Raw genomic sequence first — 23,301 nt, 5'->3', positions numbered from 1 at the left:
ACCGATTCAGCCTCAAATTCGACAGAGTAATGGTTGAGAGCTATCTTTCTATAGCTGGGGCGATCGCCCTTGTGGTTAAAATTGAGGCACTGGACTTGAGAATGCCATGAGAACTTTCACCGCAATTGTTGAGCGAGATGCTGACACCCATCTCTATGTCGGCTATGTTCCTGGCTTCCCTGGAGCGCATTCTCAGGGCGAAACTTTAGACGAGTTACAAACCAACTTGCAAGAAGTAATTGAAATGCTGCTGGAAGATCAGCAAATTGTGTTTAGCACAGAGTTTATTGGCACTCAACAGATTGCAGGGCTATTTCATTCTAGTTAAGTGCTTGATAGGGTAGTTATGTCATCTCTCCAACTGTGATACCAGATGTCCCAACTTGCCATTGTCGAAGCCTTTGCAGACCTTTGTGATACTCGTCGCACAGCCGGACAGCGACATCAGCAGGCACTTTGTCTTGCCCTGTTCACCCTAGCAGTTACGGCAGGGAATCGAGGCTTTTTGGCAATTGGGGATTGGCTGAAAGCGTATCACGTTGAATTAGTTGCCCTGTTTCACCCCCCCAAAGACCGCTTGCCCTCTTACAGCACAATTCGACGGGCACTTTTGCGTCTAGATTACCGCGAGTATGCGGCTCGTTTAGCTCAATTCTTCGGCATCGACCCCTTGCCTGGAGAAACCCTTGCCGTCGATGGTAAAGTGTTGCGTGCTTTTTGCTGCCCCGTCCACACTTGACAGTAACTCACCATTTACAAACATTCTCTTACTGACCATCATCGTAATCAGGCATAATTTCTTCAGCATTCCGCAAGTGTTGGACTGCAAAACCACTCACGCCTAATACAATGATGCCGATTGAGACTATGACATAGAGAAGTGCAATGCCGCTACCTGGGCCGACGCCCAAAATGGGAGAAACAAGTGAGGATAGAGTCCCTCCAGATCTTAGGGATGGCTCAAAAATCTGATCGGCAAGCGGCCCAGCCAGCAGGCTAGCGATCGCCGCAATCACTAGCCCAATGAAGTGATCAGCCGCAAAGACCCGTCCCTGTAATTTTGGAGCAACTTTGGCATACCAAACCGCCGTGTAGGAACTGAAGACAAGCGGTGAATGTAGCGATGCACAAAACTGGGCTGTAAACCAAATCAAAGGTTGCTGACCCATACCAAATATCATGTTGCTCACGCCTGTTCCCACGAATCCGATCAGCATCCCTCGAATTTGAGATCGAAATCCTCCCCAAATACTCAAAATTAGTCCCCCAATGACTCCGCCCACCCCAGAGGCAGCAACCGCCATCCCTAGCACTTGAGCGTTACCCTGCGTGCGAGCCAGGATCATCGGTTCATATAGGGCTTCTCCCAGTTGACTCATAAAGACAAAAGCAGAAAGTACAACTACCATCGACACTAAGCTGAGCCTAGACCCGATGTAGCGAAAGCCAAAGGTGATTTCTTGCCAAATTCCCTCGATTCGCGGTTCCTCTGATCCTGGTTCTGAGTCATTTTTAGAAGAAGGAATACGCACCAGCAGTACCGTAGAGATGGCGATCGCAAAGGTGGCTAAATCAATCAGCGTAATGCCTGATAAACCCAATTTGGGATAAAGTATTCCTGCCAAAGCGGGGGCAACAATCGCGGCACCTGATCCAACGAGTGACCCCATGCTGTTCGCACGGAGATACTGCTGTTTGGGCACAATCAAGGGAACGGTTGTAGTGTAGGTTAGCATCTGGATATGCCCAAAGCAGCCGTAGATTGCTGCAATGCAGTAAAGATTCCAAATCTGTAGATGCTGAGCGGCAGCGAGTAGCCCGACGGAGAGAGTGCAGCCCGCAGCCACTCCATCACTTAGCACTAAGAGCAGCTGACGCGGAACGCGATCGACCAGGATGCCAGAAAATAAAGCAATCCCAATTTGCGGAAGTTGAAAAAAGAAAGCGATTAGAGCGATCGCCGTTACAGATTCTGTAAGGTGCCAAACCCAGAGGGTGAGAGAAAAGTAGGTCATGCCGCTGCCGATGGAAGAAGCCATCTGCCCCAGCCAAAGAATGACAAAAGTACGCACGTTGAATTATTGAAAGTTGCTGTCAGCCTCAAATCCTGAAATGGCGATCGCACTTGCTGCTGCATAGCATGAAGTATGACTAATGCTCAGTAACCAGCGGTCAATTCCAAGCTTTGCGGCGATTTCCTGACCCCTAGCCGACAGGACAATAGTAGGTTCACCCCTGGAAAGCTGTTGGATCTCGATGTCATGCCATAGAAAATGCCAATTTTCTTCAAGATCGAGGATTTTGAGAACTGCCGTTTTGGCGGCAAGGCGACTTGCAAAATACTGCATGGAGTTTGCGCTTGTTTTAGACATTTGGCGTTCTATAACTGTAAAGTATTGCTGTTCAAATCGTTCACCAATTTGTTCTACAAACTCTTTAATTTGCGATACTTTTACAACCTCAACGCTGTTAATACTACACATCAGGCTGTAAAACCAAGTTAGTTAGCATTGTATTCATCTTATTGACCGATTCAACATATTCTTTCTGGGTATCTGACTCAGCCACAATACCTGCCCCAGCGTTCAGATGAATTTCATTGCCGTATTGATAAACCGAACGGATAGCGATGGCTAAATCGGCTGAGCCATTGCTGTCTACCCAACCAATACCGCCCGCATAAATGCCTCTGGGTTCATCCTCTAGGCGATCGATCCAATCCAACGCCCGAAGTTTATCAATACCCGTCACGGTAACGCCGGGAAACAGCACCTTCAATGCATCCCACAGGGTATGGTCAGGCTTCAGCTTGCCGCCTACTCGCGAAGATAAATGCTGCACGCAGCGATATTTCTTGACTTCCATGAAATTGAAAATCTGCACCGTTCCGGGTACACAAACTGAGGTAAGTTCGCTTTGCGCTAGCCAAATAGAAAGGGCATGTTCTTTCACCTCTTTGGCATCCGTAAAGAGTTCAGCTTCCAAACGAGCATCTGCTTCGCTGTCCTCTCCACGCGGACGAGTGGCGGCTAACGGATTAGTGATCACCGCTCCATCTTCGTAAACTTCCATCAGAATCTCAGGGCTGAACCCAACGGCACGCACCTCTCCCAAGTTGAAACAATAGGAACGTGCTGAGTTGTTGGCGGCGGCTCCAACGACATAAGTTCCGAGCAGATCTAAATTGCCAGTCAGCTTTTTCGATCGCGAGATAATGGCCTTGTGCAGTTTGTTCTGTTGAATGGCTTCAATCAGCGTTTTAACCCGCTGAGAATACGGCTCACAATCTGCCGCGTTTTGCTCTAAGCAGATAGGCACGTAGTTGCAGGGTTGGCGATCGCTTTTTATCAGCTCAAGCAGGGGTTCCAGAGGTTCCACACTTCTGACATAAACCCCGGCTGCGGTAAAGCGAAGTTCAGTTTCGGGAACTAAAAAATAAAGCAGCGGCTGCTGAATGGCCTTGGAGTAAGACGAATAGAAGCCAACGAGATCAAACGCTACGTAGCCATAGGCAGTCCAGTGTTTAATCGGCAAAGATCTAAGCAGATCCCCAACCTGCTGGAACGGATCGGTGGCTGCTTCAGTGTGGGTTTTTCCCATACTTTGAAGCTGTACCGTGTCCTGGCTAACCGACACGATCGCCAGCTCATTTCCGGCGATGCGAACCTCATCGTTCTTTTCATACATCACATAATGATCAAAAATCCCTGCTTGCAAGAGGGTCTGTAGAACGGCGATCGCGTTTCTTTTGCCCGGTATAAATGTTTCCTTATAAGTCGTAACAGGCTTTAATTCCGTGACCATTAATTTCTCCTAATTTATTCCTGATTAATCCTGTGTTAGCGGTAATTGGCAATTGCTTTACGATGAATTTTTCCCGTTGGGGTACGCGGTAAATGCTCTACAAACCGGACGACTTTGGGAGCCTTAAAATGAGGCAACCGCTGTTTGGCAAACTGGCAGAGGTTCACTTCCAGTTCGGGCGATGGAGTTTGCCCCGACTTGAGGCTGACATATGCCACGACCTGCGTCAGTTGTTCGCCGTCCGCCGATTCAGGGACGATCGCCACCTCTAACACCTGGGGATGCTGATGCAGGACATCCTCAATCTCCATCGGAGACACCCACTGGCCATTCACCTTAAACAGATCGTCCTGACGACCCATAAATTTGAAATAGCCGTCTGCATCGAACTGATACTTATCCCCCGTTCGCATCGTGGTGCCATAGAGCGCCTGCCGGGTTTCTCGCAGCCGATTCCAGTACCCCAACATCAGGCTTTCGCCGCTCACTACCAGGTTGCCAATTTCACCCGCAGCACAGGGATGGCCTCGGTCATCGAGCACTTGAACTTCGTAACCGGGCACCGGGCGACCCGAAGTGCCGGGTTTGCACGCTCCTGACGGATTCGAGAGGAAGATATGCAAGAACTCTGTGGTGCCAATTCCCTCACAAATCTCCTGGTTATAAGTCTCTTGCCACTGTCGCCAGATGCTTTCAGGAAGTTGTTCGGCGGCCGAAACACATAGGCGAAGGGACGAGGCATCGAGCGGTGCAATCTCCTGTACGGCCAGCAGATTGGCGTAAACGCTAGGAATTCCAAAAAAAACGGTCGGCTTGTACCGCTGAATATCCGCAACAATGTCAAAGGCGTTACTCGCGTCTGACAAAATCGTTGCAGATCCGACTGCCATAGGCATATAAAGTGTATTACCCAAGCCATAGGCAAAGGGCATATTGGCGACTGAATAAGTAATGTCCTCTCGATGCAGTTTCAATGTGGACTTAGCATAATTTTCTGCACAAACCACCATGCTTTGATGCAGATGGATCACCCCTTTAGGCTTACCTGTACTGCCAGAGGTATAAAGCCAGAAAGCAGGTTCATCCCGCAAGGTTTTGGCGCAGGGAACAGCTTCATCGGCCTGCTGGGTAAGCAGAGATAAAAATGGGGTTTCTCCATCCTGGAGCAGCCTGTGCTGCAAGAACGCAGACGAGATAGGAGCCAGTTTCGCTTGCCAATCCTGAGTCGTAATTAACAGCTTGGCGCGGGAGTCTTGGAGAATATATTGCACTTCATCCACGCTACAGGCGGTGTTGATCGGCACAGGAATGATGCCCAGCCAAATGGCACCCCAAAAGGCAAAAACTAGCTCAGGCGTGTCTGGAAGTAAGATGGCAACTCGATTTTCCTGCTCCAGTCCAAAATTTAGAAACACCTGTGCTGCCCGTTGAACAAAGCAGTTCAGTTGGCTATAGGTGTAAGTCTTATCCTGATAAAACAGAGCGACTCGCTGGCTGTTTTCCGCTGCTAGGCTGCTCTCCAGGAAGTATGCCGCCACATTGAAGACTTTGGGTAATCGTTCAGAAATGCTTTCCATTCACTTTCCTTTTAACCTTAGCGCTGCCAAACCGAGAATATGGACGAGGATGTGTTGATCCCATTCGCACCAGGTTGCTATCCAAGTCTCAATGCCATTCTGTTTCGCTTGACTGTCTGCTTCTCCATATAACTCAACTGTCAATTGATCTTGAATTAAAACGGCTTCGATTTCATCCCAGGCAATGTCTACCAATCCAGTTCCTAAAGCCTTGCCGATCGCTTCTTTTGCCGCAAAACAGATTGCGAAGGCGCGATCGCGTTTCGGATCAGATTGACACCGATCCATTTCACCCGCAGTAAACAACAACATTAATGTGTGGCGATCGTATCGCTCGGTGAGTTGGGCAATCTGGGGAATAGACACGATATCAATCCCGACTCCCTTAATTTCAGGCGCTGGCAATTTTAGGAATGATTTATTTGTGAAAGGGGCGCGGAGCGTTCCTCTCACAAACAAATCCTCCCCCAATTGAGCAATGCCAATCTCAGGTGCCATGATTAGGCGATCCCATGATGAGGATGAGACTGGGCAAACTGCGCAGCTTCAATCTGATGACAAACCTGAGTGAGCGTCATATCCTGCCTACTTTCCAACTTCACACTCACTCCCAGCCTCCGTTTCAGTCCTAGAGAAATTTCGACGATTTCAGTCGAGTCAAGCTGGAGATCCTGATGCAGCCACGTCTCAGGGTGAAGCAATTCTTCTGGAATGCCCAAGTCAGTCAGGATGACTTTTAAGGTATCGATCGAATTGATAGGGGTGTCATCTGCCTCACTCATGCCGCAAAATCCTTCAAGACTCTAGTACATCGAAAACCATAAAAAGCTGCGAGACTCTAACTTCGGAATGGACAACCCGCAGCCGCTCGGCGGTTTGGGTCAAGCAACTGCCAACGGCTTTGAGTAAATTTATCCAGCGTGCTTGTTGCCGTACTTCGATCGCAACGTAAGCTCCCCATTTCACCCCCCCCAAATTTTTGGCAAACTGCTTTGTGGGCATGAGATAAGCTAAAATAAGCTGCCACAAAGCTGTCATGCTGAGCCGTAAGCGCCGCAGGCAAAGCCTCAAATACAGGGCGAAGTCGTTTCCAGACTTCAACCAGAGCAGCATGTTCCCAGGACATCAATCCGCTAAAGTCCTGTGATTTCACATGCGGCGGCGACATGGTTGGGCGAACTTGATGCTCATACTCCTGTGGGCTAAAGCTACCTGCTAGCTCCATTGCCGCGCCGGATGCCAACATCAGAGTCGTCGCTGTCTCAAGTTCAATTTGCGCCTGAGCCATGTTGTTGGCCGCGAGGCTGAGTTCAAAGCGACGTAGACAAATAATCAACCCCTGAACATTAATAAAAAACAACCAGTGGCAGTTTTTCCAAATTTGCTGTGGATTAACGTTCGTTATCATAAGATTAAGTATTCAATTCACTCTAAATTGAGATTAAAAACTCTGGCTAATAAGTAGACATAGCCTTTAAATCCTTGTCTTTGTTGTTCTACTTGAGTTTGGTCAAAATCACTCCCGCGATCGCTCAAGATCAGAAAAACTTGATACGCAACTAGGAGGCTCCACACCATACAGACAGCAGGTTCTTGGGTTTGCACATGGCTGACTTCAAAATAGCTGTCAAAGTCTTCAACTTCCCAGGCATTAAGGGGAGTTTGAGTCGAAGAAAGTTGGATAGGAACAACGGCACTGATATCGAGATAGGCTAACTCCTGGTGAATGATTGCGATTGCCTCCTGAACGGAATGTTGCTCTAACGCTTTTAGGAACTGTTTGAGCGATCGCTGTAATTTAACGTTGTCAATATCACTCAAAGGTTGTTGAATCGGTAAATCCCAAGGAACCAGCAAATAGAGTTTGGAGGGAAGAACAGGATAGGTCATGGGTCTGGGAAAAATCCTACTTCCTGGAGTTCGGCAATACTGTCTTTCATGGCCTGGAGAATACGATGAATATCTTCATCAGTGTGAGCCGTTGACAGAAAGCCGCCCCCTTCGCCGCGCAGCAAAATTCCTCGATCGCATAGGTGATAGCGCAACAGGCTAAATCCTGCCATCAAGGGAGCAAGGGTTGCCGGAGCAACGTCTTTGAGAAAAACAGGACTAAAGAACGAACCAAAGTTTGCCATCCGAATCGGCAATTGGCTGGTTTCCAAATACCTATTGAATTGTTCAACGAAACAGGATGTACGCTGGTTTAAATGTTGTTGCAGCATCGGGCCTTGGCGCTTTAAATGCTGGAGTGTCGCCCATGCTGCCGCCATTGCAAGCGGATGTTTGCAGTGCGTTCCGGCAAAAAAGGTTGTCTCGATCGCAGGGTATGAATCATCCCCATAGCGCCACATGCCGCCATCAATTTTATCGAGGTAAGCCGCCTTACCCGCAATCACGCCGATCGGCATCCCGCCTCCAACTACCTTGCCGTAGGTCGCAATATCGGCTTCAATGCCAAACCAAGCCTGTGCACCGCCCAAATGCAACCGGAACCCCGTCACCATTTCATCAAAAATCAACGCAATGCCAGAGGCTTGGGTCAACTGTCTGAGCTGCTGGAGAAAAGCTTTAGGCTGCAAGTCAGGCTGTGCCGTCTGGATGGGTTCCACCAAAACGGCTGCAAGCTGATGCCGATGGGCGTGAATCACCTGAAGCGCGTCAGGGTTGCCATACTCCAGCACTAAGGCATCCTTGGCAACGGTCGCAGGTACACCGGAGGCAATGGGAACGGCACGAGAATTAAAGCGCGTCATCAGGGCTTTACCCGCCAGCTTCGAGAGTCTCTCAGACCCTGTCCTCCGTGCTTCAACTAATACAGCATCGGCATGACCATGATAGGAATGGGTAAATACTGCAACTTTGGTACGCTGCGTTGCAGAACGCGCTAAGCGGATCGCCGTCATCACCGCTTCAGTTCCGGTATTGCTAAAAGCGACTCGCTCTGCCCCCGTCAGTTCACTAATCAACTCAGCCACTTCACCCGCCAATTCCGCCTGAGGCCCCAATGGAATGCCTTTGTCAATCTGCGCTTTTAGCGCTTCCTGAAGGAAAGGGGGACTGTGACCCAAGAGATTGGCTCCAAACCCCATAATCAAGTCAATATACTCATTGCCATCTGCGTCCCAAACTCGCGCACCTTGCGATCGCTCTCCCACAATCAGATAGCACATCTCTTTGGTGGGCAGATCAAACCATTCTGTTTGCCTTGGATCGGCAAGAAATTGGCGGTAGGTTTGGGCGTTTGCCTTTGAAGCTTGGGTTCGCTTGTTGTAGCGATCGATCAAGGCTGCTAGATGCCCCTCTTGGGAATGAAGCTGGGAACTCAGCGTTTCCTTGTGTATCACTTGGCTACTCTGCTCACTCACATTATGCATAGAATTAGGACTTGATGCGGATGGAACCCAAATAAAATTTCCAGCAGATAAGGCTAATTAGTCGAGAAAGATTCGCAAGAAGTAATGAAAGTATCATAGTGGGCTGAAGATCTTCTTTTCTTTGTGAAATGTACTTTTTTCTTCGTGAAACGTACTTCCTGAGAAGTCAACCGTTTAGCGCTCTAACCTTATTACAACAGTCCGGACAGTTTTCAATCACCAACGGTAGAATGCGGGTTTCAGGCTTCGCACTGAGACAACTACTAACGGTAGAATGCGGGTTTCAGCCGCCGTTGCAAAAACTGTCCGGAGTATTGTTATTACAGAGGCTGCTTTCTAAAGCAGGCAAAGATCTTTCGCTCATTCAGTCAGCCGATTTGCAAGCCACAAAGTAAGCAGACTGGGTATTGTTGGGTGCTGATACATTCCCTCGGAAATCGTAGATGGCAACTTGAGTGAATCCTACCTCTTCTAGCGCCGTTTGAACGTCTTGTTTGGCATAAGGTTTGACTGAAAACATCAGGGTTGAAGGGAGCCAATCTTTATCAACTAACTGAAGTAAGACTGAAGGATGTAACGGGCGTAAGACGCGATTGTAGAAGAAGCATTTTAGCTGCATTAAAGTACCTGAATTTGCGGCTTTTGGCTTTAAATTTTGGCTGCTTGGCTGAGTTTGGCTATTCGGCTGAACTTGGCTGTTTGGCTGAACTTGGCTGTTTGGCTGAAATAGCGTGATGGTGAATGTACCTGTTTTATTCTCTCGATCATAAGTCTCTCCCACTGTCCAAGCATATTCAGGATGAAGTTCACCATTGTCAATTTTTATGTTGCGATATCTATCCTCCAACCCTAGATCAAACAAGAAAAGACCCTGATTTTTGAGCGCCCCATACACATTGCGAAAGACTTGCTTCAGTTCGTCCAGACTCATGATGTGATTGAGGGAAGAGTCGGTAGAAATGACGGCATCAAAGGTCGGAGAGAATTCAAAAGAACGGGCGTCTTCTAGAACAAACTTCCCTTGGGGTGCATTTTCACGAGCGTAATGCAACATTTTTTCGGAGCCATCCAATCCTGTGACGTGATAGCCCTTCAAGATGAGTTGCTGTGACACCTGTCCTGTGCCACAACACAGATCGAGAATCTGCCCATTTTCAGGCAAACGGGGCAAGAGCAGCTTTTCCAAAAGAGGCATCAGGTTTTGCAGAGCTAGATGTGCCTCTGACTGGTTGTATAACCAAGCCCAGGGGTCGTAGGCGGTGTAGCGATTTTCTGAGGGCATTACCTTTATTGCTCCTGACGAATAGGGGGAGTTGCTAAAAATCCGGTTTGAATCAAATGTGAGAAGTATTTGTGCAGCAGCGATTGATCGAGAGGGGGACAGGCGATCGCACTCCCTACCAGTCCATCGAGCGTATTCTGACAGTCAAATGTGAGAACAGCTTCAGTCGGCTGCGTTTCGCTTCTTGCCGGGAACAGGGAAACGAGTGGATACAGCGCATGATCTGGATTAGTTTCAGCAATCTGAAGCAGCTTGGTACGCCACTGATCATACGGAAGCGGGTGAATTGCATAACCGATCGATCGCAGTGACTCCAGTAGGATAGCTGAATCAACTGGATGAGGATGAACTAAGTGAAAGGCTTTTCCCTGGGACGTAGACTGTCTTGAGAGATGCACGATCGCCTGACTCGCGTAATCAATAGGAATCATGTCCAGCATGGTCTGATCTTCTGGCGCACTGCCCAACTGCACACAGCCAATAATCAATCGATACAATAAGTCATTTTGATTAAAGACACCCGTTTGGCTATGCCCAGATAATCGCCCCAGCCTGTAAATTGAGATCGGAATGCCGCGATCGCTCCCCATTGCAACTAACCGTTCAGCCACCCACTTGCTCTGGTTATAGCCCCCCCAGGGAATGCGATCGGCAATGCGATCGGCCTCTCGGATCACCTGGATTTCTGGCGCTTGACTGGAGGAAAGAGTGGGCGAAAAAACGCTGGTAGCAGACATAAAATGAACGGGTTTCACTTTATGTTGACAGGCGAGTCGTAAAACTTCTTGAGTTCCCAAAACATTGGTGGCTTTGAGCAAGGAATAGGGAGAGGCGTGATGTACCCAAGCCCCACTGTGATAAATTACATCAACTTGCTCTGCTAGCGTTTGAAACTGGGATTCGGAAAGACCCAGAAGCGGTTGAGACAGATCGCCCAGGACTGGAATGATTCGCGGCTTGAACCGTTCCTGCCACAGCCGATAGGATTCGAGGCAGGTTTGCAGTTTTGTTTGAGCCGACTCGATCGAGGTTGCCCGCACCAGACAGTAGAGTTCCGCCTGAGTTTGTTGCAGGAGTTCGTGGAGTAAGAATGCACCCAGAAACCCGGTTGCTCCCGTTAGAAAAATCCGGCTGGGTGCCACCCTAGTCTGAATCGGTTTCGTTCTTGGGTGAATGGTGGAATCCAGGATGGCCTCAGCGTTGAGGAATGCTAGTGTGTTTTCACGCACCGAGCCTCCCATGATGCGTTCTGCTAAACCTGCCACTGTTGGCACTTCAAACAGGTCTACGATCGACAACTCTATCTGAAACGTCCGAAGTAACCGGGCAATCAACCGGGTTGCCAGCAGCGAATGTCCACCCAATTCAAAGAAGTCGTCATGGATGCCCACCTGCTTCACCTCCAGCACTTGAGCAAAGACCTGTGCCAGAATTGCCTCTGTGGGGGTACGCGGGGCGATAAATGCATCTGCTAGGTCAGGACGAACGGAGTCAGGTGCGGGTAAGGCTTGGCGATCGACCTTACCGTTAGGATTAAGGGGCAGCGCCTCCAAGAAGACGAATGCCGCAGGCACCATGTACTTGGGCAGCTTCTCGGCAATAAAGCGGTGCAGGTCGCTAGTGGTTGGCGTTTGATTGGCAACAGGGACGACATAGGCGATCAGCCGTTTGTCACCGGATTGATCTTCACGGGATCGATCTTCACGGACAATTACCACCCCATCTTGCACATCCGGATGTTGGACTAACAGCGCCTCAATTTCTCCGGGTTCAATGCGGAAGCCGCGAATTTTCACCTGATAGTCGAGACGACCCAGCAGTTTGATGTGACCATCCCGGCGATAGCAGGCTAAGTCTCCGGTTTTGTACAGGCGGCTTCCTAGCTGATCGCTGAATGGGTTAGGGATGAATGCCTCAGCGGTTTTTGCCGGATGATTGTGATAGCCTCGCGCCAAACCAACTCCACCGATATACAGTTCGCCAGGAACGCCGATCGGAACGAGTTGCAGATGGCGATCGAGAATATAAAGCTGCTTGTTGGCAGCCGGACGAATCGTAGGCTGTGCGCCGCTAGCACACTCAACCATGCTGGCGTTGACTGTCGTCTCGGTAGGACCATAGGCGTTGATGAACCGTCGCCCGGTTGACCATTGAGCGATCAGTTCTGGAGAGGGAGCCTCGCCGCCCACCAACACCATCTGTAAGGCAGGCAACGCTTCAGCGGGCAATGCGGCTAGCGCAGAGGGGGGCAGAGTGATGTGAGTAATTGCCTGTTCGCGTAGGAGTCGCAGAAGACCCACACCGGGCAGCAAATCTTCTGAGGTTGCTAAATGCAAGGCGGCTCCACAGCCCAGACTCATCACAATTTCCGGGATCGAAGCATCGAAGCTCAAAGAGAAAAATTGCAGGACACGACTGTCAGGCTGCACCCTACAAGTGCGAATCTTATCTTCCGTCAGGTTAATTAATCCTTCATGCGGCACCAAAACGCCCTTGGGAATTCCTGTTGAGCCGGAGGTGTAGATCAAATAGGCTAGATTCTCGACGGTGACTCCACTCTCAGGATTTTGCTCACGCTCCTGAGCGATGTGATTCCAGTCTGTATCTAGACAGATAGCCTGGGCGGCATGATCGGGTAAGGTTGCTGCTGATGTTCGGGTGGTTAAGAGAATAGGGATTTGCGAATCTGACATCATGAATGCCAGCCGATCTGGAGGATAGGTGGGGTCTAGCGGCAGATAGGCTCCACCCGCTTTGAGAATGCCTAATAGTCCGATGATCATAGAGGGCGATCGCTCCAGGCACAATCCCACAATCGTTTCTGGCTTCACCCCCTGTTTTTGCAAATAATGGGCAACCTGATTCGCACATCGATTCAGTTGATCATACGTGAGTTGTTCATTCTTAAAGACTAGGGCGATCGCCTCCGGTGTTTTTTGTACCTGCGCTTCAAATCGCTGATGCCAGCACTCGTTTTGCGGATAATCAATCTGCGTATCGTTCCACTCTACGAGTTGCTGATGCTGTTCAGATTCAGTGAGTAACGGCAAGTCAGAAATTTTCTGCTCTGGATGCTCGACAATTCCGGCTAATAGACAACAGAGATGCTCTGTCATCCGAGTAATTGTCACTGGATCAAACAAATCGGTGTTGTACTCAAATTGTCCTTTTAGTCCTGAAGTCGTTTCAGCCATGTCCAGGCTCAAGTCCAACTTGGCGGTTGGGTTTTGGGATTGAAGAAACTTCAGCGTCAAATTTGGCAGCTTCAGTTCGTCTTGTGGAAGATTTTCCAGCGCGAACTTGACCTGGAACAGCGGGCTGTAGCTGAGATCCCGATCGGGTTGCAGAGCCTCAACCAACTGTTCAAAGGGGAGATCCTGGTGATCGTAGGCGGCCAACGAAACCTGCTGCACCTGACTCAACAGATCCCGAAAGGTCGGATTGCCTGACAGATTGCTTCGCAGCACTAAGGTATTCACAAAAAAGCCAATCAGCCCCTCTACTTCGGTGCGATTGCGGTTGGCGATCGGTGAACCCACGAGAATATCTTCTTGAGCCGTGTAGCGATAGAGCAGCACTTTGAACGCTGCCAGCAAGGTCATAAAGAGCGTGACACCCGCTTGCTGGCTCAAAGCCTTGAGGGATTCTGTCAGACCCGCGGGTAGCTCAAAAGCGTGGATAGCTCCCCGAAAGGTTTGAATTCGAGGACGGGGGCGATCGCTCGGTAACTGCAAAACGGGCAGATCGCCGCTCAACTGGTTGCGCCAGTAGGACAAATGCGGGTCTAGAACCTCGCCCTGAAGCCACTGCCGTTGCCAGACGGCAAAATCAGCGTACTGAATCGGTAACGCTGGCAATGGGGAAGGCTGACCTGTCGAGAAAGCGGTGTAGAGTGCCATCAGTTCTCGAATCAATACCGCCATTGACCAGGCATCAGAGACGATGTGGTGCAGTGTTAAGAGCGCGACATGCTCTCTGTCATGGAGGCGAACCAGGGTGACGCGCAGCAGCGAATCTTTCGTCAAGTTAAAAGGCTGCTGGGCTTCCCAGTTCACTAGGCGCAGGACTTCAGCCTCCTGCTCTGCTTGTCCCAAGTGCTGTAGATCGATGCGCTGTAGTGGTAGGGGTGCAGGGGGAGAAATGACCTGGACAGGCTGACCCTCTACGGTTTGGAAGGTTGTGCGTAAGGCTTCATGCCGCCGCACAATTTCGTTGAAGCTGCGCTCTAGGGCGATCGCATCCAGCGAACCGATTAAGCGCGTTGCCTCCGGAATGTGATAGAGCGGACTACCGGGTTGCATCTGGTCAAGAAACCAGAGCCGTTGCTGAGCAAAGGAGAGAGGTAAATTGCCCGATCGAACAACGGGGCGAATCGCGGCAGCCGAGGCGCGTGAAGCCGCATGGGCTTGATTCAGAAAAGCGATAATTTCGGCTTTGCGGGCAGAAATTTCAGCTCCTAAGTCGGGAGTGAGAACAGCTTCGGGTGCATTGCAGTGCAAGCGCATCTGATCCGATTCGCCATCTACCCGCTCTAGCCACAGCTTGACATCAAGACTATACAGGTTCGATAAAAAGGTTTCGATCGATTTCATAACTCTATCTCCTTACGACCGTTTCCGATTACAGGCAGAGGGTTTGAGGCTTGGGCAAGCGATAACCGCAGGATGTCAATCCGCTCTGCCAACTCAGCAACAGTAGGTTTTTCAAACAGGCTCCGCAGCGGCAGCTCCACCTCGAAGGCTGCGCGCAACCGAGAGATGACGCGGGTGACGAGCAGCGAATGTCCGCCTAGCTCAAAGAAATTGTCGTGGATGCTGATGGCTTCCAGCCCCAACACCTCAGCCCAGAGGGTGGACAATGTGACTTCTGTAGCAGTACGGGGCGAGACAACATCACTCCCAGAATCACTCCCAGATCGAGGCATCTCCCATTGGGGGAGCAATGCGCGATCGACTTTGCCATTAGAGTTCAGCGGCAGCGCCTCAAGCGGCACGAAAGCCACAGGCACCATATAGTCAGGCAATTTGTCCTGAAGAAACCGACGCAGGTCGCGGGTCGCCCCAAAGGGTTCGGACTGGAGAACTACGTAAGCCACTAAGCACGGCTCTCCTGCCGGATCGGTCTGGATGACAACCACGCTCTCCCGCACCTGCTGATTTAGCACAGCTTCAATCTCTCCTAGCTCAATCCGGAAGCCGCGCAGCTTCACCTGATGGTCGATACGCCCCAAACACTCGATTTGTCCATCTGCCAGAAACCGAGCCAGATCGCCCGTCTTGTACAGCCTTGCGCCAGGGCGATCGCTGAACGGATGCGGGATAAACCGTTCGGCAGTCAATTCAGGACGGTTGAGATAGCCGCGCGCCAGCCCTACCCCCCCGATATACAGCTCTCCCGGAACACCGATCGGCACCGGGTGCAGATGGCGATCGAGAATATAGGCTTGCAGGTTAGCCAGCGGACGACCAATGGCGATCGGCAGCTCCGCCGACTGAATTTGACAGCCTGTTGCCCAAATCGTGGTTTCCGTGGGGCCATATAAGTTCCACAATTCGCCCCCCTTGCACAGCAGTTGATGTGCCAGAGATGGAGGCAACGCTTCCCCGGTGCTAATCATCTTCAAGTTGGGAGTGGGTTGCCATCCAGCGGCAAGTAGTAGTCGCCAGGTCGCTGGAGTCGGGTGAAGAACTGTGGCTTGGCAACGCTGGAGTAAGGCGAGGAGCTGGATGCCGTCTGCCGCCACCGCTCGACTGGCAAGCACCAGTTTGGCTCCGACAGCAAGCGGCAAAAACAGTTCAGATACCGCCACGTCGAAGGAGAGCGGAGTGACGGCCAGCAGCGTATCGGCGGCAGTCACTCCGAGCTGCTGGCAAACGACATGAAGCAAATTCACCACGCTGCGATGCTCAATTTGAACGCCTTTGGGTGTGCCTGTTGAGCCGGAGGTATAGATCACGTAGGCCAAGCTGTCTGGCGTGACTCCACTATCGGGTGGCATCAGAATAGTCTCCGCCGCCGCTGTCGAGCCAGAATGCCCGTAGCGATCGACGCAGATCAATGGAAATTGAACTTGATCTGGCAGTCTGTCTCTCAAATGCTCCTGGGTCAGCAGCAGTGAAACCTGGGCATCTTGTAGCATCCACTCTAATCGCTCGATTGGATAAGTCGGATCAAGGGGAACATAGGCTCCTCCTGCTTTGAGAATCCCCAACACGCCAATCAGCATCTCAATAGAGCGATCGCAACAGATCCCTACCCAATCCTCTGGTTTGACTCCTACTGTTCTTAAGTCATGCGCAAGTTGATTCGCTTGAATGTTTAGCTCTTGGTAAGTTAACTGCTGATCTTCAAATATGACGGCGATCGCATTCGGTGTCCGCTGTACCTGTGCCTCAAATAACTGATGAATACACAACGTTTGAGGATAGTCTGTCTGAGCTTGGTTCCATTGTGAGAACTGTTGCTGTTCCACAGACGTTAATAGCGGTAAGTCAGAAATTGGCCGATCAAGATTTGCAGCCATCGCCTTCAGTAAGGTCTGATAATGTCCTACCATCCGGGCGATCGTGTCTAGCTCAAATAGATCGGTGTTGTACTCGATCGTTCCGACCAGTCCTTCGGTGGTTTCTTCTAACAGCAGCATTAAATCAAATTGGGCTGTGCCGCGATCGGTTTCGATCGTCCTCACCTGCAATCCCGGTAATTCAACGTTCGGAATCGGGGCATTTTGTAGCACAAACATCACTTGAAACAGGGGAGTATGGCTTAAGGAGCGCTGCGGCTGGAGGACTTCCACCAATTGCTCAAAAGGCAAATCCTGATGGGCATAGGCATCTAGAGCCATGTCCCGCACTTGCTCCAATAGCTCTAATACGGTGGGATTATTCGAGAGATCGGTTCGCAGCACCAGCGTATTGACAAAGCACCCAATTAAGCCCTCAACTTCCGTCCGGTGGCGATTGGCGATCGGCGTGCCGACCACTATATCTTCACTGTTGCTGTAGCGTCCTAATAGGACATTAAAGGCAGCCAGCAGCGTCATGAACAGCGTGCATCTGGCTTGCTGGCTTAGGTGATGGAGCGATCGCAATAGTTCTAGGGATAGCCGGAAACTGTGCGTGGTGCCGCGATAGCTCTGAATGGCAGGTCTTGGGCGATCGGTCGGCAATTGTAATTGGGTCGGGGCATCGGCTAACTGCTGACGCCAGTAGCCCATCTGGGCATCCAATACCGCTCCCTGCAACCACTGACGCTGCCAGATGGCAAAGTCACCATACTGAATCGGCAATTCGGGCAGGGGCGACGGCTGCTGTTGACAGAATGCCTTGTACAGCGCAGACACCTCATTGACAAGAACCCCGATCGACCAGCCATCGGCAGCACTATGGTGCATCGTCAACAGCAAAATGTGGTCGCCTGCCTCTAGACGCAGCAGTTTCACCCTCAGGAGTAAATCACGGTTCAGATCAAAGGGTTGCTGTCCTTCTATAGAGATGTATTTTTTGACTTCAGTCTCTTGTTGCGATTGGGGTAACGCACTCAAGTCAATGACGGGTAACGGTAGTGCTGTCGCAGGGGTGACAATGGCGATCGGCTGTCCTTCTACGACAGTTACTTTGGTGCGTAATGCCTCATGACGACGGAGAATTTCGGTAAAGGTTTGTTCTAAGGCAGGGTAGTTGAGCGAACCCTGGAGAGAAGCAGCGGTTGAGAGGTTGTAAAAGGGATTCTCTGGCTCTAGCTGCGCCAAAAACCACAGCCGCTGCTGGGCAAAGGATAAGGGAATCGTTCCTCCGGTGACATGTCGTTCGATCGCGGGTGCTTCCAAGCCTGCTAGAGTCACGGTTTCAATGGCGGCAGCAAGTTGAGCAATAGTAGGCAACTCAAACAGACAGCGCAGCGGTAGCTCTCGCTGGAACACCTGCCGCACCTGAGAGATAATCAGCGTTGCCAGCAGAGAATGCCCGCCCAACTCAAAAAAGTTGTCGTGAATACCGACGCGATCGCAGCTCAACACCCTTGACCAGATGCCGACAAGAATTTCTTCAACTGAAGTCGTAGCTGCATCCGACCCTGATGGAACCAGTGATTTTATTTCTGGTTCGGGTAGCGCTGCCCGATCGACCTTGCCACTGGGGGTTAGGGGTAAGCGATCGATCAGCACGAAGGCAGAAGGCACCATGTAATCGGGCAGTTTTGCCTGGAGGAAGTCGCGCAGGTCAGAAGCAACAGGGCCAATGGATGCATCAGGAACCACATAAGCCACGAGATGTTTGTTGCCCATTCGGTCGTCCCTGACCACCACAACCGCTTCTTTGAGGGCTGAATGGTGGCTCAAGGCGGCTTCGATTTCGCCCAGTTCAATGCGGAAGCCGCGAATTTTCACCTGATGGTCGATGCGTCCCAAGTACTCGATCGTGCCATCCGGCAACCATCGGCCTAAATCTCCGGTTTTGTAGATGACGTCTTGATGATTTCGGACTGATTCAGGATTCGTAAACGGGTTAGGAACAAAGCTCAGATTCGTTTTCGATGCATTCTTCCAGTACCCATTCCCTACTCCAATTCCGGCAACACAAATCTCTCCAGGAACTCCAATCGGCACCAACCGCATTTGCGCGTCCAGCACATAGAGCGTTAAGTTTGCCAACGGTTTACCGATCGGAATCGATCGCTGATTTTCTGGAAGCGGCTGTTCAACAATTAATTGCGTGATATCATCTGCTGCCTCGGTTGGGCCATAAGCATTCACGGCTGGAATGGTGGGATAGAGCGTTAGCCATTGGTTGACCAAGCGAACTGGAACAGATTCCCCCGTCACCATCATCCACTGCAACTGAGGGAGCGATCGCTGCTGCGCTGGCAGCTTGGATACATAGTCGATCAATCCTTGCAGCACAACAGGAACCAGTTCGACCAACGTCAGATTTTCAGCTTGTATCACCTGAAATAGTTTTTCTGGATCACAAACTGTTGCTGTATCAACGATGAGGGTGCATCCCCCAATGAGTAAAGGTGCCAGAAATTGCCAAACTGAAATATCAGAGGAAGCGGGGGCACTTTGCAAAAACCGTAGCCCCTGATGTAACTTCAGCGCATCAAACTGAGCATAAATATGATTAATTGCCCCATCATGTCGAACGATCGCCCCTTTGGGTAATCCAGTTGAACCAGACGTGTAGAGCATGTAAGCGCGATCGGTGCTGCTGTTGCTGCTCTCGATGTTTTCTTCTGAGTATTGGCTAAAATCCGATCGATCATAGAGACTGACTCCTATGAATTGAGATTTAGCTTGATCGTCAGATATCTCTAAGCAGATAACCGATTTCAAGTGAGGATAATGCTCCAGACGCTCAGCCAAATCTTGAAGGCATGAAGCCTCGGTCAAGAGCACCTTAACCTCACTGTTGGATAACATGTACTGAATGCGGTCTAGTGGATAGGTGCGATCGATTGGGACGTAAGCACCACCAGCCTTCAAGATCGCCAGAATTGATCTTAGAAAGTCCAGATTTCGCTCTTGCAGAATACCCACAAAATCACCGTTGCCGATGCCTAGATCACGCAAAAATCCAGCTAATTGATTTGCTCCTGCATTCAGTTCTCGATAGGTTAACGACTTTCCTTGGTAAACTCCTGCAATGCTGTTGGGCGATCGCTCTACCTGTGCCTCAAATAAGCTCTGAATGGTTTGATCGACGGGATATAGCTTAGTATTACTGTTGAATTCCTCTAACAGCTTTTGCGTTTCGTCTGCCTTCAGCAAAACAATATCTGAAACTTTAATCGTTGGATTGGCGATCGCACATTCAATTGTATTCACATAGTGTTTTGCCAATGCTTCAATAGTTTCATCTCTAAAAAGTGAGTCGCTATACTCAATTCTGCCTACAATTTTGGTTTCATTTACGCACCAGGAAATCGTCAGATCGTTGTTTAGCCCAACGGGATGACTATGAATATTTTCCAGTAAAATAATGATGTCATAAAGAGCGCAGCGACTCGACTGCTGCGGTATGTTTAACGCTCCCAACAGCTTGTCTAACGGATACTCTTGATGTGTATATGCTTGAATGACAGCATCTTTTATATGCAGCAGTAGATCTTTAAAGGTCAGTTCATCCGTGAGCTGCAAGCGCAAAGGTAGGACCTGATTGGCCTGATTTGTCAAAGCCTCATCCTGATCGATCGGGTGATAGCAAGGTATCCCAACTATTAGGTCATTATGGTGAGTATATTGGTTGAGCAAGCTGCTAAATGCAGATAACAGCAGCAGATAGATAGAAAGATGAGAGTTTTGACCGAGCTGAATCACCGATTGAGAGAGGCGATCGCCCAACTCAAACTGGATAACTTTGTTTCTCCTGCTATATCGATCGGGTCTGAGATAGTCTGTGAGAATATTTGTCTCCGGCAACTCTCCAGCCAACTGATTAAGCCAATAGATTCTGTGATAGAGCAGATTCTCAGAAATAATAGGATGTGAATTTAGGGTTTTCATCATCGGTTTCATTATTTAAATAGTTTCTTAAACCAAATTGTTTAAACTAAACAGTCATCCAATGCCTGTCTTAATATAGAACAGCCTTTTTGCAAAATTGGCATCTCGATCGTCAAGGGGGGTAACAGTTTGAGAACCGTATCCTGTCTGCCCACCCGCTCAACAATTAAGCCTAGTTCAAAGCAGCGAGAAGCCACTTTTTTGGCAAAGTTCTCACCTCCAAACTTGGCAAGATCAATACCCCAGATCATGCCGATTCCTCGAATTTCTATGTAGGGACTGAGGGGAGCGATCGCTTCTTCTAAAAATGTCTTTAGGAAAGATGCTTTAACACTGACCTCTTTTTCTAATCCCATTATTTCTCGATATTCTAGCGCTGCCGTGCCGCCGACAAATGCAAGCTGATAGCCTCTAAAAGTTCCCGTATGCTCACCTGGCTCCCAAAGATCAAACTCCGGTTTAATCAACAACAAGGACATGGGAAATCCATAGCCGCTGATAGATTTTGAAAGGACAACTAGATCAGGAACAATGTTTGCTCGTTCAAATGAAAAGAAGGGCCCTGTCCTGCCACACCCGACTTGAATATCGTCACAGATTAAGAGAATGTCATGGCGATCGCACAATGCCCTCAGCCGTTGCATCCACTCAATCGGGGCGACTACAATTCCACCTTCAGCCTGCACTGTTTCAAAAATAATGGCGGCTGGTTTTTCAATCCCGGAATTCACATCATTCAGGATAGATTCAATATAGGCGATCGTATCGATTGTCTCCATAAATCCGTAGGGATAGGGCATAAATGTAACGGCATTGGCTGTTCCTCCCATTCCGGCACGAATGGCAGTATTTCCTGTTACCGATAAGCTGCCCAATGTCATGCCATGATAGGCTCCCATGAATGAGAAAATGCCCGGTCTTTTCTTCACTTTTCTCGCCAATTTCAAGGCAGCTTCGACGGCATTGGTTCCTGTAGGGCCACAACACTGAACCCGATAATCTAACTGCTTTGGAAGGAGTACATATTCAGAGAAAACTGTCAAAAATTTCTCCTTTGCAGCAGTATGTAGATCTAGACCGTGGGTGATCAGATCGGCATCTAAATAAGACAACACCTTTTGCTTGATGTAGTCGTTGTTATGCCCATAATTCAGAGCACCTGCGCCTGCCAGAAAGTCGATATATTCTTGCCCAGACTCCGAGTAGACGATCGATGCTTTAGCTCGATGAAAGACTGCTGGGAAACTGCGACAGTAACTTCTGACATTTGATTCACATTGTTCAAAAATACTCATCGTGTTGTTTCCTGCGTGAAGAGAATGTGAAAAGTAGTGTGATTGCCTCAATTACACAAAGCAAAGTCAAACGTTACTTCTTGTTCTAACCATTGCGTCAATTGCTTTTCTGCTGGCGTCAACAATGACAGATCTTTCAACTTCACATCAGGTGTAGCTGCCATGCTCTGAAGCATCATCTCGAAATGCTCTAGAATTCCAGTGATGGTCGTGGAGTCAAAGCGACGACAATCATAGCTGATGCCAAAGACTAGCTCTGAACCGGGATAGCCGACGATCGTCAGAGGATAATTAGTTTTGTAAAAGACCGTAGATTTCTGAAGTTCTAGATCGTTTTCGCCTTGTTTAATCATTTGAGGAGTCGGGTAGTTTTCAAACACCACAATGCTCTCAAACAAAGGGATGCCCCGTGAAACCGGACTCCATCCTTGCACTTCAACCAACGGGCTGTATTCATATTGGCGCATTTCCACCAGTTGAGCCTGAAGCTGCTTCAGCCAAGGCATCAAAGCCTGCTCCGAATGGACATCAACCCAAATCGGTAAGGTGTTGATGAACACGCCTACCATCGATTCGATACCGTTTAATTCTGCCGGACGACCCGACACACAGCACCCATAAACCACCGACTCCTGACCACTGTAGCGGCTGAGCAGCAACGCCCAAGTGGCTTGAAACAGCGTGTTCAGCGTCAGTTGATGGTGACGTGCTAAGGATTGGAGGGCAGTTGTTGTGGCTGCCGATAGCTTAATTTGTTGCTCATCGTACCTTTCTTCCAGGGCAGGTAAGTCCTGACTTTCCAGGTAGGTGAGCGGTGTGGGCGCTTTGATCGGGCTAAGTGCCTGTCGCCAATATTTCTCAGCTTTCACCAGATCCTGCTTTTCTAACCAGGAGAGATAGGTTTTGAAAGGAGCAATCGCTGCCAAGGAGAGATTTTGACCATAACAAAGCGCCTGATAAAGCTGAATCACCTCACCCATCACTGCCGATGTAGACCAACCGTCAAGAATGACATGGTGGACGCTTTGAATAATTTCATAGGATTGATCAGCCAGACGCAGCACCGTTATCCGCATCAATGGAGCTTGTGAAAAATCAAAGCCTCGATCGCGATCGCCCTTCAAAAACGCTTCTAAGCGCTCCTGCTGTTCTACCGGATTGATGCCGCGCCAATCCTGCTGTTCTAGCGGAATAGCAGCTTGCCGATGCACAACCTGTAGGGGTTTATCTGCTTCTTCCCAATAGAAACTTGTGCGTAAGATGGTATGTCGCGGGGGCAATTGCTGCAACGCCCGCTCAAATGCCGCGTGATTGAGGTTGCCCTGCACGCTATAGCCCGTTTGCATGAAGTAAAGCCCTACTTCTGGAGCGTACAAACTGTGGAAGAGAATTCCCTTCTGGATTGGGGTCAGTTCGTAGATGTCTTGGATAGTATCTGTCATTTGTGGATTTTGAATTACGATGTGTC

The 23,301-nt window shown here is 49.7% G+C and carries 15 protein-coding genes and 1 pseudogene; 2 read left to right on the top strand and 14 right to left on the bottom strand.

Annotated elements, in window-relative coordinates; translation table 11 throughout:
- Positions 1 to 106: 106 nt before the first annotated feature.
- Positions 107 to 328 carry a type II toxin-antitoxin system HicB family antitoxin gene (locus AC5JMP_RS02415; protein ID WP_495849831.1) on the top strand — a complete coding sequence of 74 codons (222 nt, stop codon included), beginning with the start codon at positions 107 to 109 and terminating at the stop codon, positions 326 to 328.
- A gap of 45 nt (positions 329 to 373) precedes the next feature.
- Positions 374 to 739, top strand: coding sequence for a transposase family protein (locus AC5JMP_RS02410; RefSeq protein WP_495849830.1), 366 nt, complete (start codon positions 374 to 376; stop codon positions 737 to 739).
- Positions 740 to 767: 28 nt separating this feature from the next.
- Here AC5JMP_RS02410 and AC5JMP_RS02405 read toward each other — a convergent pair whose 3' ends face one another.
- The 14 genes and pseudogenes from AC5JMP_RS02405 to AC5JMP_RS02340 all read right to left on the bottom strand — a co-directional run bounded on the left by AC5JMP_RS02405 (position 768) and on the right by AC5JMP_RS02340 (position 23,275).
- Positions 768 to 2,072, bottom strand: coding sequence for an MFS transporter (locus AC5JMP_RS02405; RefSeq protein ID WP_495849829.1), 1,305 nt, complete (start codon positions 2,070 to 2,072; stop codon positions 768 to 770).
- Between the two features lie 6 nt (positions 2,073 to 2,078).
- Positions 2,079 to 2,483 (bottom strand): holo-ACP synthase, encoded by a 405-nt coding sequence (locus AC5JMP_RS02400; protein ID WP_495849828.1) that lies wholly within the window; start codon positions 2,481 to 2,483, stop codon positions 2,079 to 2,081.
- The gene (locus AC5JMP_RS02395; RefSeq protein ID WP_495849827.1) at positions 2,476 to 3,804 is read right to left on the bottom strand and encodes a salicylate synthase; all 1,329 of its coding nucleotides are present in this window, start codon (positions 3,802 to 3,804) and stop codon (positions 2,476 to 2,478) included. The genes AC5JMP_RS02400 and AC5JMP_RS02395 overlap by 8 nt, the downstream gene beginning before the upstream one ends.
- A 35-nt stretch (positions 3,805 to 3,839) precedes the next feature.
- Positions 3,840 to 5,381, bottom strand: a complete 1,542-nt coding sequence (locus AC5JMP_RS02390) for a benzoate-CoA ligase family protein (protein ID WP_495849826.1) — start codon at positions 5,379 to 5,381, stop codon at positions 3,840 to 3,842.
- Positions 5,382 to 5,879, bottom strand: coding sequence for a holo-ACP synthase (locus AC5JMP_RS02385; protein WP_495849825.1), 498 nt, complete (start codon positions 5,877 to 5,879; stop codon positions 5,382 to 5,384). It lies immediately after the preceding gene.
- Between the two features lie 2 nt (positions 5,880 to 5,881).
- Positions 5,882 to 6,163 (bottom strand): acyl carrier protein, encoded by a 282-nt coding sequence (locus AC5JMP_RS02380; RefSeq protein WP_495849824.1) that lies wholly within the window; start codon positions 6,161 to 6,163, stop codon positions 5,882 to 5,884.
- A gap of 56 nt (positions 6,164 to 6,219) precedes the next feature.
- Positions 6,220 to 6,789 (bottom strand): 3-methyl-L-tyrosine peroxygenase-related protein, encoded by a 570-nt coding sequence (locus AC5JMP_RS02375; protein ID WP_495849823.1) that lies wholly within the window; start codon positions 6,787 to 6,789, stop codon positions 6,220 to 6,222.
- Between the two features lie 17 nt (positions 6,790 to 6,806).
- Positions 6,807 to 7,271 carry a hypothetical protein gene (locus tag AC5JMP_RS02370; protein WP_495849822.1) on the bottom strand — a complete coding sequence of 155 codons (465 nt, stop codon included), beginning with the start codon at positions 7,269 to 7,271 and terminating at the stop codon, positions 6,807 to 6,809.
- Positions 7,268 to 8,755, bottom strand: coding sequence for an aspartate aminotransferase family protein (locus AC5JMP_RS02365; protein ID WP_495849821.1), 1,488 nt, complete (start codon positions 8,753 to 8,755; stop codon positions 7,268 to 7,270). Before AC5JMP_RS02365 ends, AC5JMP_RS02370 begins: the two co-directional genes overlap by 4 nt.
- A 364-nt stretch (positions 8,756 to 9,119) precedes the next feature.
- A complete protein-coding gene (locus AC5JMP_RS02360) occupies positions 9,120 to 10,037 on the bottom strand; it encodes a class I SAM-dependent DNA methyltransferase (RefSeq protein ID WP_495849820.1) in 918 nt (305 codons plus the stop codon).
- A 5-nt stretch (positions 10,038 to 10,042) separates the two neighbouring features.
- Positions 10,043 to 14,629, bottom strand: a complete 4,587-nt coding sequence (locus tag AC5JMP_RS02355) for an amino acid adenylation domain-containing protein (protein ID WP_495849819.1) — start codon at positions 14,627 to 14,629, stop codon at positions 10,043 to 10,045.
- A pseudogene (locus tag AC5JMP_RS02350) lies at positions 14,629 to 20,541 on the bottom strand (amino acid adenylation domain-containing protein); the annotation flags it as partial. The gene AC5JMP_RS02355 and the pseudogene AC5JMP_RS02350, both read right to left, overlap by 1 nt.
- Positions 20,542 to 20,579: 38 nt before the next feature.
- A complete protein-coding gene (gene ectB, locus AC5JMP_RS02345; RefSeq protein ID WP_495849818.1) occupies positions 20,580 to 21,833 on the bottom strand; it encodes a diaminobutyrate--2-oxoglutarate transaminase in 1,254 nt (417 codons plus the stop codon).
- A 47-nt stretch (positions 21,834 to 21,880) separates the two neighbouring features.
- On the bottom strand, positions 21,881 to 23,275 hold the full coding sequence (locus AC5JMP_RS02340) for a condensation domain-containing protein (protein ID WP_495849817.1): 1,395 nt from the start codon (positions 23,273 to 23,275) through the stop codon (positions 21,881 to 21,883).
- Between the last annotated feature and the right edge of the window lie 26 nt (positions 23,276 to 23,301).

Source organism: Drouetiella sp. (genome assembly GCF_059504425.1).
Note: the sequence above shows the minus strand (reverse complement) of the source record. Positions and strands in the feature narration are given on the sequence as shown.

Bases quoted from the DNA above. Each gene is read 5' to 3' on its own strand.
- AC5JMP_RS02355 (WP_495849819.1), bottom strand. From the start codon at position 14,629: ATGAAATCGATCGAAACCTTTTTATCGAACCTGTATAGTCTTGATGTC.
- AC5JMP_RS02365 (WP_495849821.1), bottom strand. From the start codon at position 8,755: ATGCATAATGTGAGTGAGCAGAGTAGCCAAGTGATACACAAGGAAACG.
- AC5JMP_RS02340 (WP_495849817.1), bottom strand. From the start codon at position 23,275: ATGACAGATACTATCCAAGACATCTACGAACTGACCCCAATCCAGAAG.
- ectB (WP_495849818.1), bottom strand. From the start codon at position 21,833: ATGAGTATTTTTGAACAATGTGAATCAAATGTCAGAAGTTACTGTCGC.
- AC5JMP_RS02395 (WP_495849827.1), bottom strand. From the start codon at position 3,804: ATGGTCACGGAATTAAAGCCTGTTACGACTTATAAGGAAACATTTATA.
- AC5JMP_RS02360 (WP_495849820.1), bottom strand. From the start codon at position 10,037: ATGCCCTCAGAAAATCGCTACACCGCCTACGACCCCTGGGCTTGGTTA.
- AC5JMP_RS02410 (WP_495849830.1), top strand. From the start codon at position 374: ATGTCCCAACTTGCCATTGTCGAAGCCTTTGCAGACCTTTGTGATACT.
- AC5JMP_RS02385 (WP_495849825.1), bottom strand. From the start codon at position 5,879: ATGGCACCTGAGATTGGCATTGCTCAATTGGGGGAGGATTTGTTTGTG.
- AC5JMP_RS02370 (WP_495849822.1), bottom strand. From the start codon at position 7,271: ATGACCTATCCTGTTCTTCCCTCCAAACTCTATTTGCTGGTTCCTTGG.
- AC5JMP_RS02400 (WP_495849828.1), bottom strand. From the start codon at position 2,483: ATGTGTAGTATTAACAGCGTTGAGGTTGTAAAAGTATCGCAAATTAAA.
- AC5JMP_RS02380 (WP_495849824.1), bottom strand. From the start codon at position 6,163: ATGAGTGAGGCAGATGACACCCCTATCAATTCGATCGATACCTTAAAA.
- AC5JMP_RS02415 (WP_495849831.1), top strand. From the start codon at position 107: ATGAGAACTTTCACCGCAATTGTTGAGCGAGATGCTGACACCCATCTC.
- AC5JMP_RS02375 (WP_495849823.1), bottom strand. From the start codon at position 6,789: ATGATAACGAACGTTAATCCACAGCAAATTTGGAAAAACTGCCACTGG.
- AC5JMP_RS02390 (WP_495849826.1), bottom strand. From the start codon at position 5,381: ATGGAAAGCATTTCTGAACGATTACCCAAAGTCTTCAATGTGGCGGCA.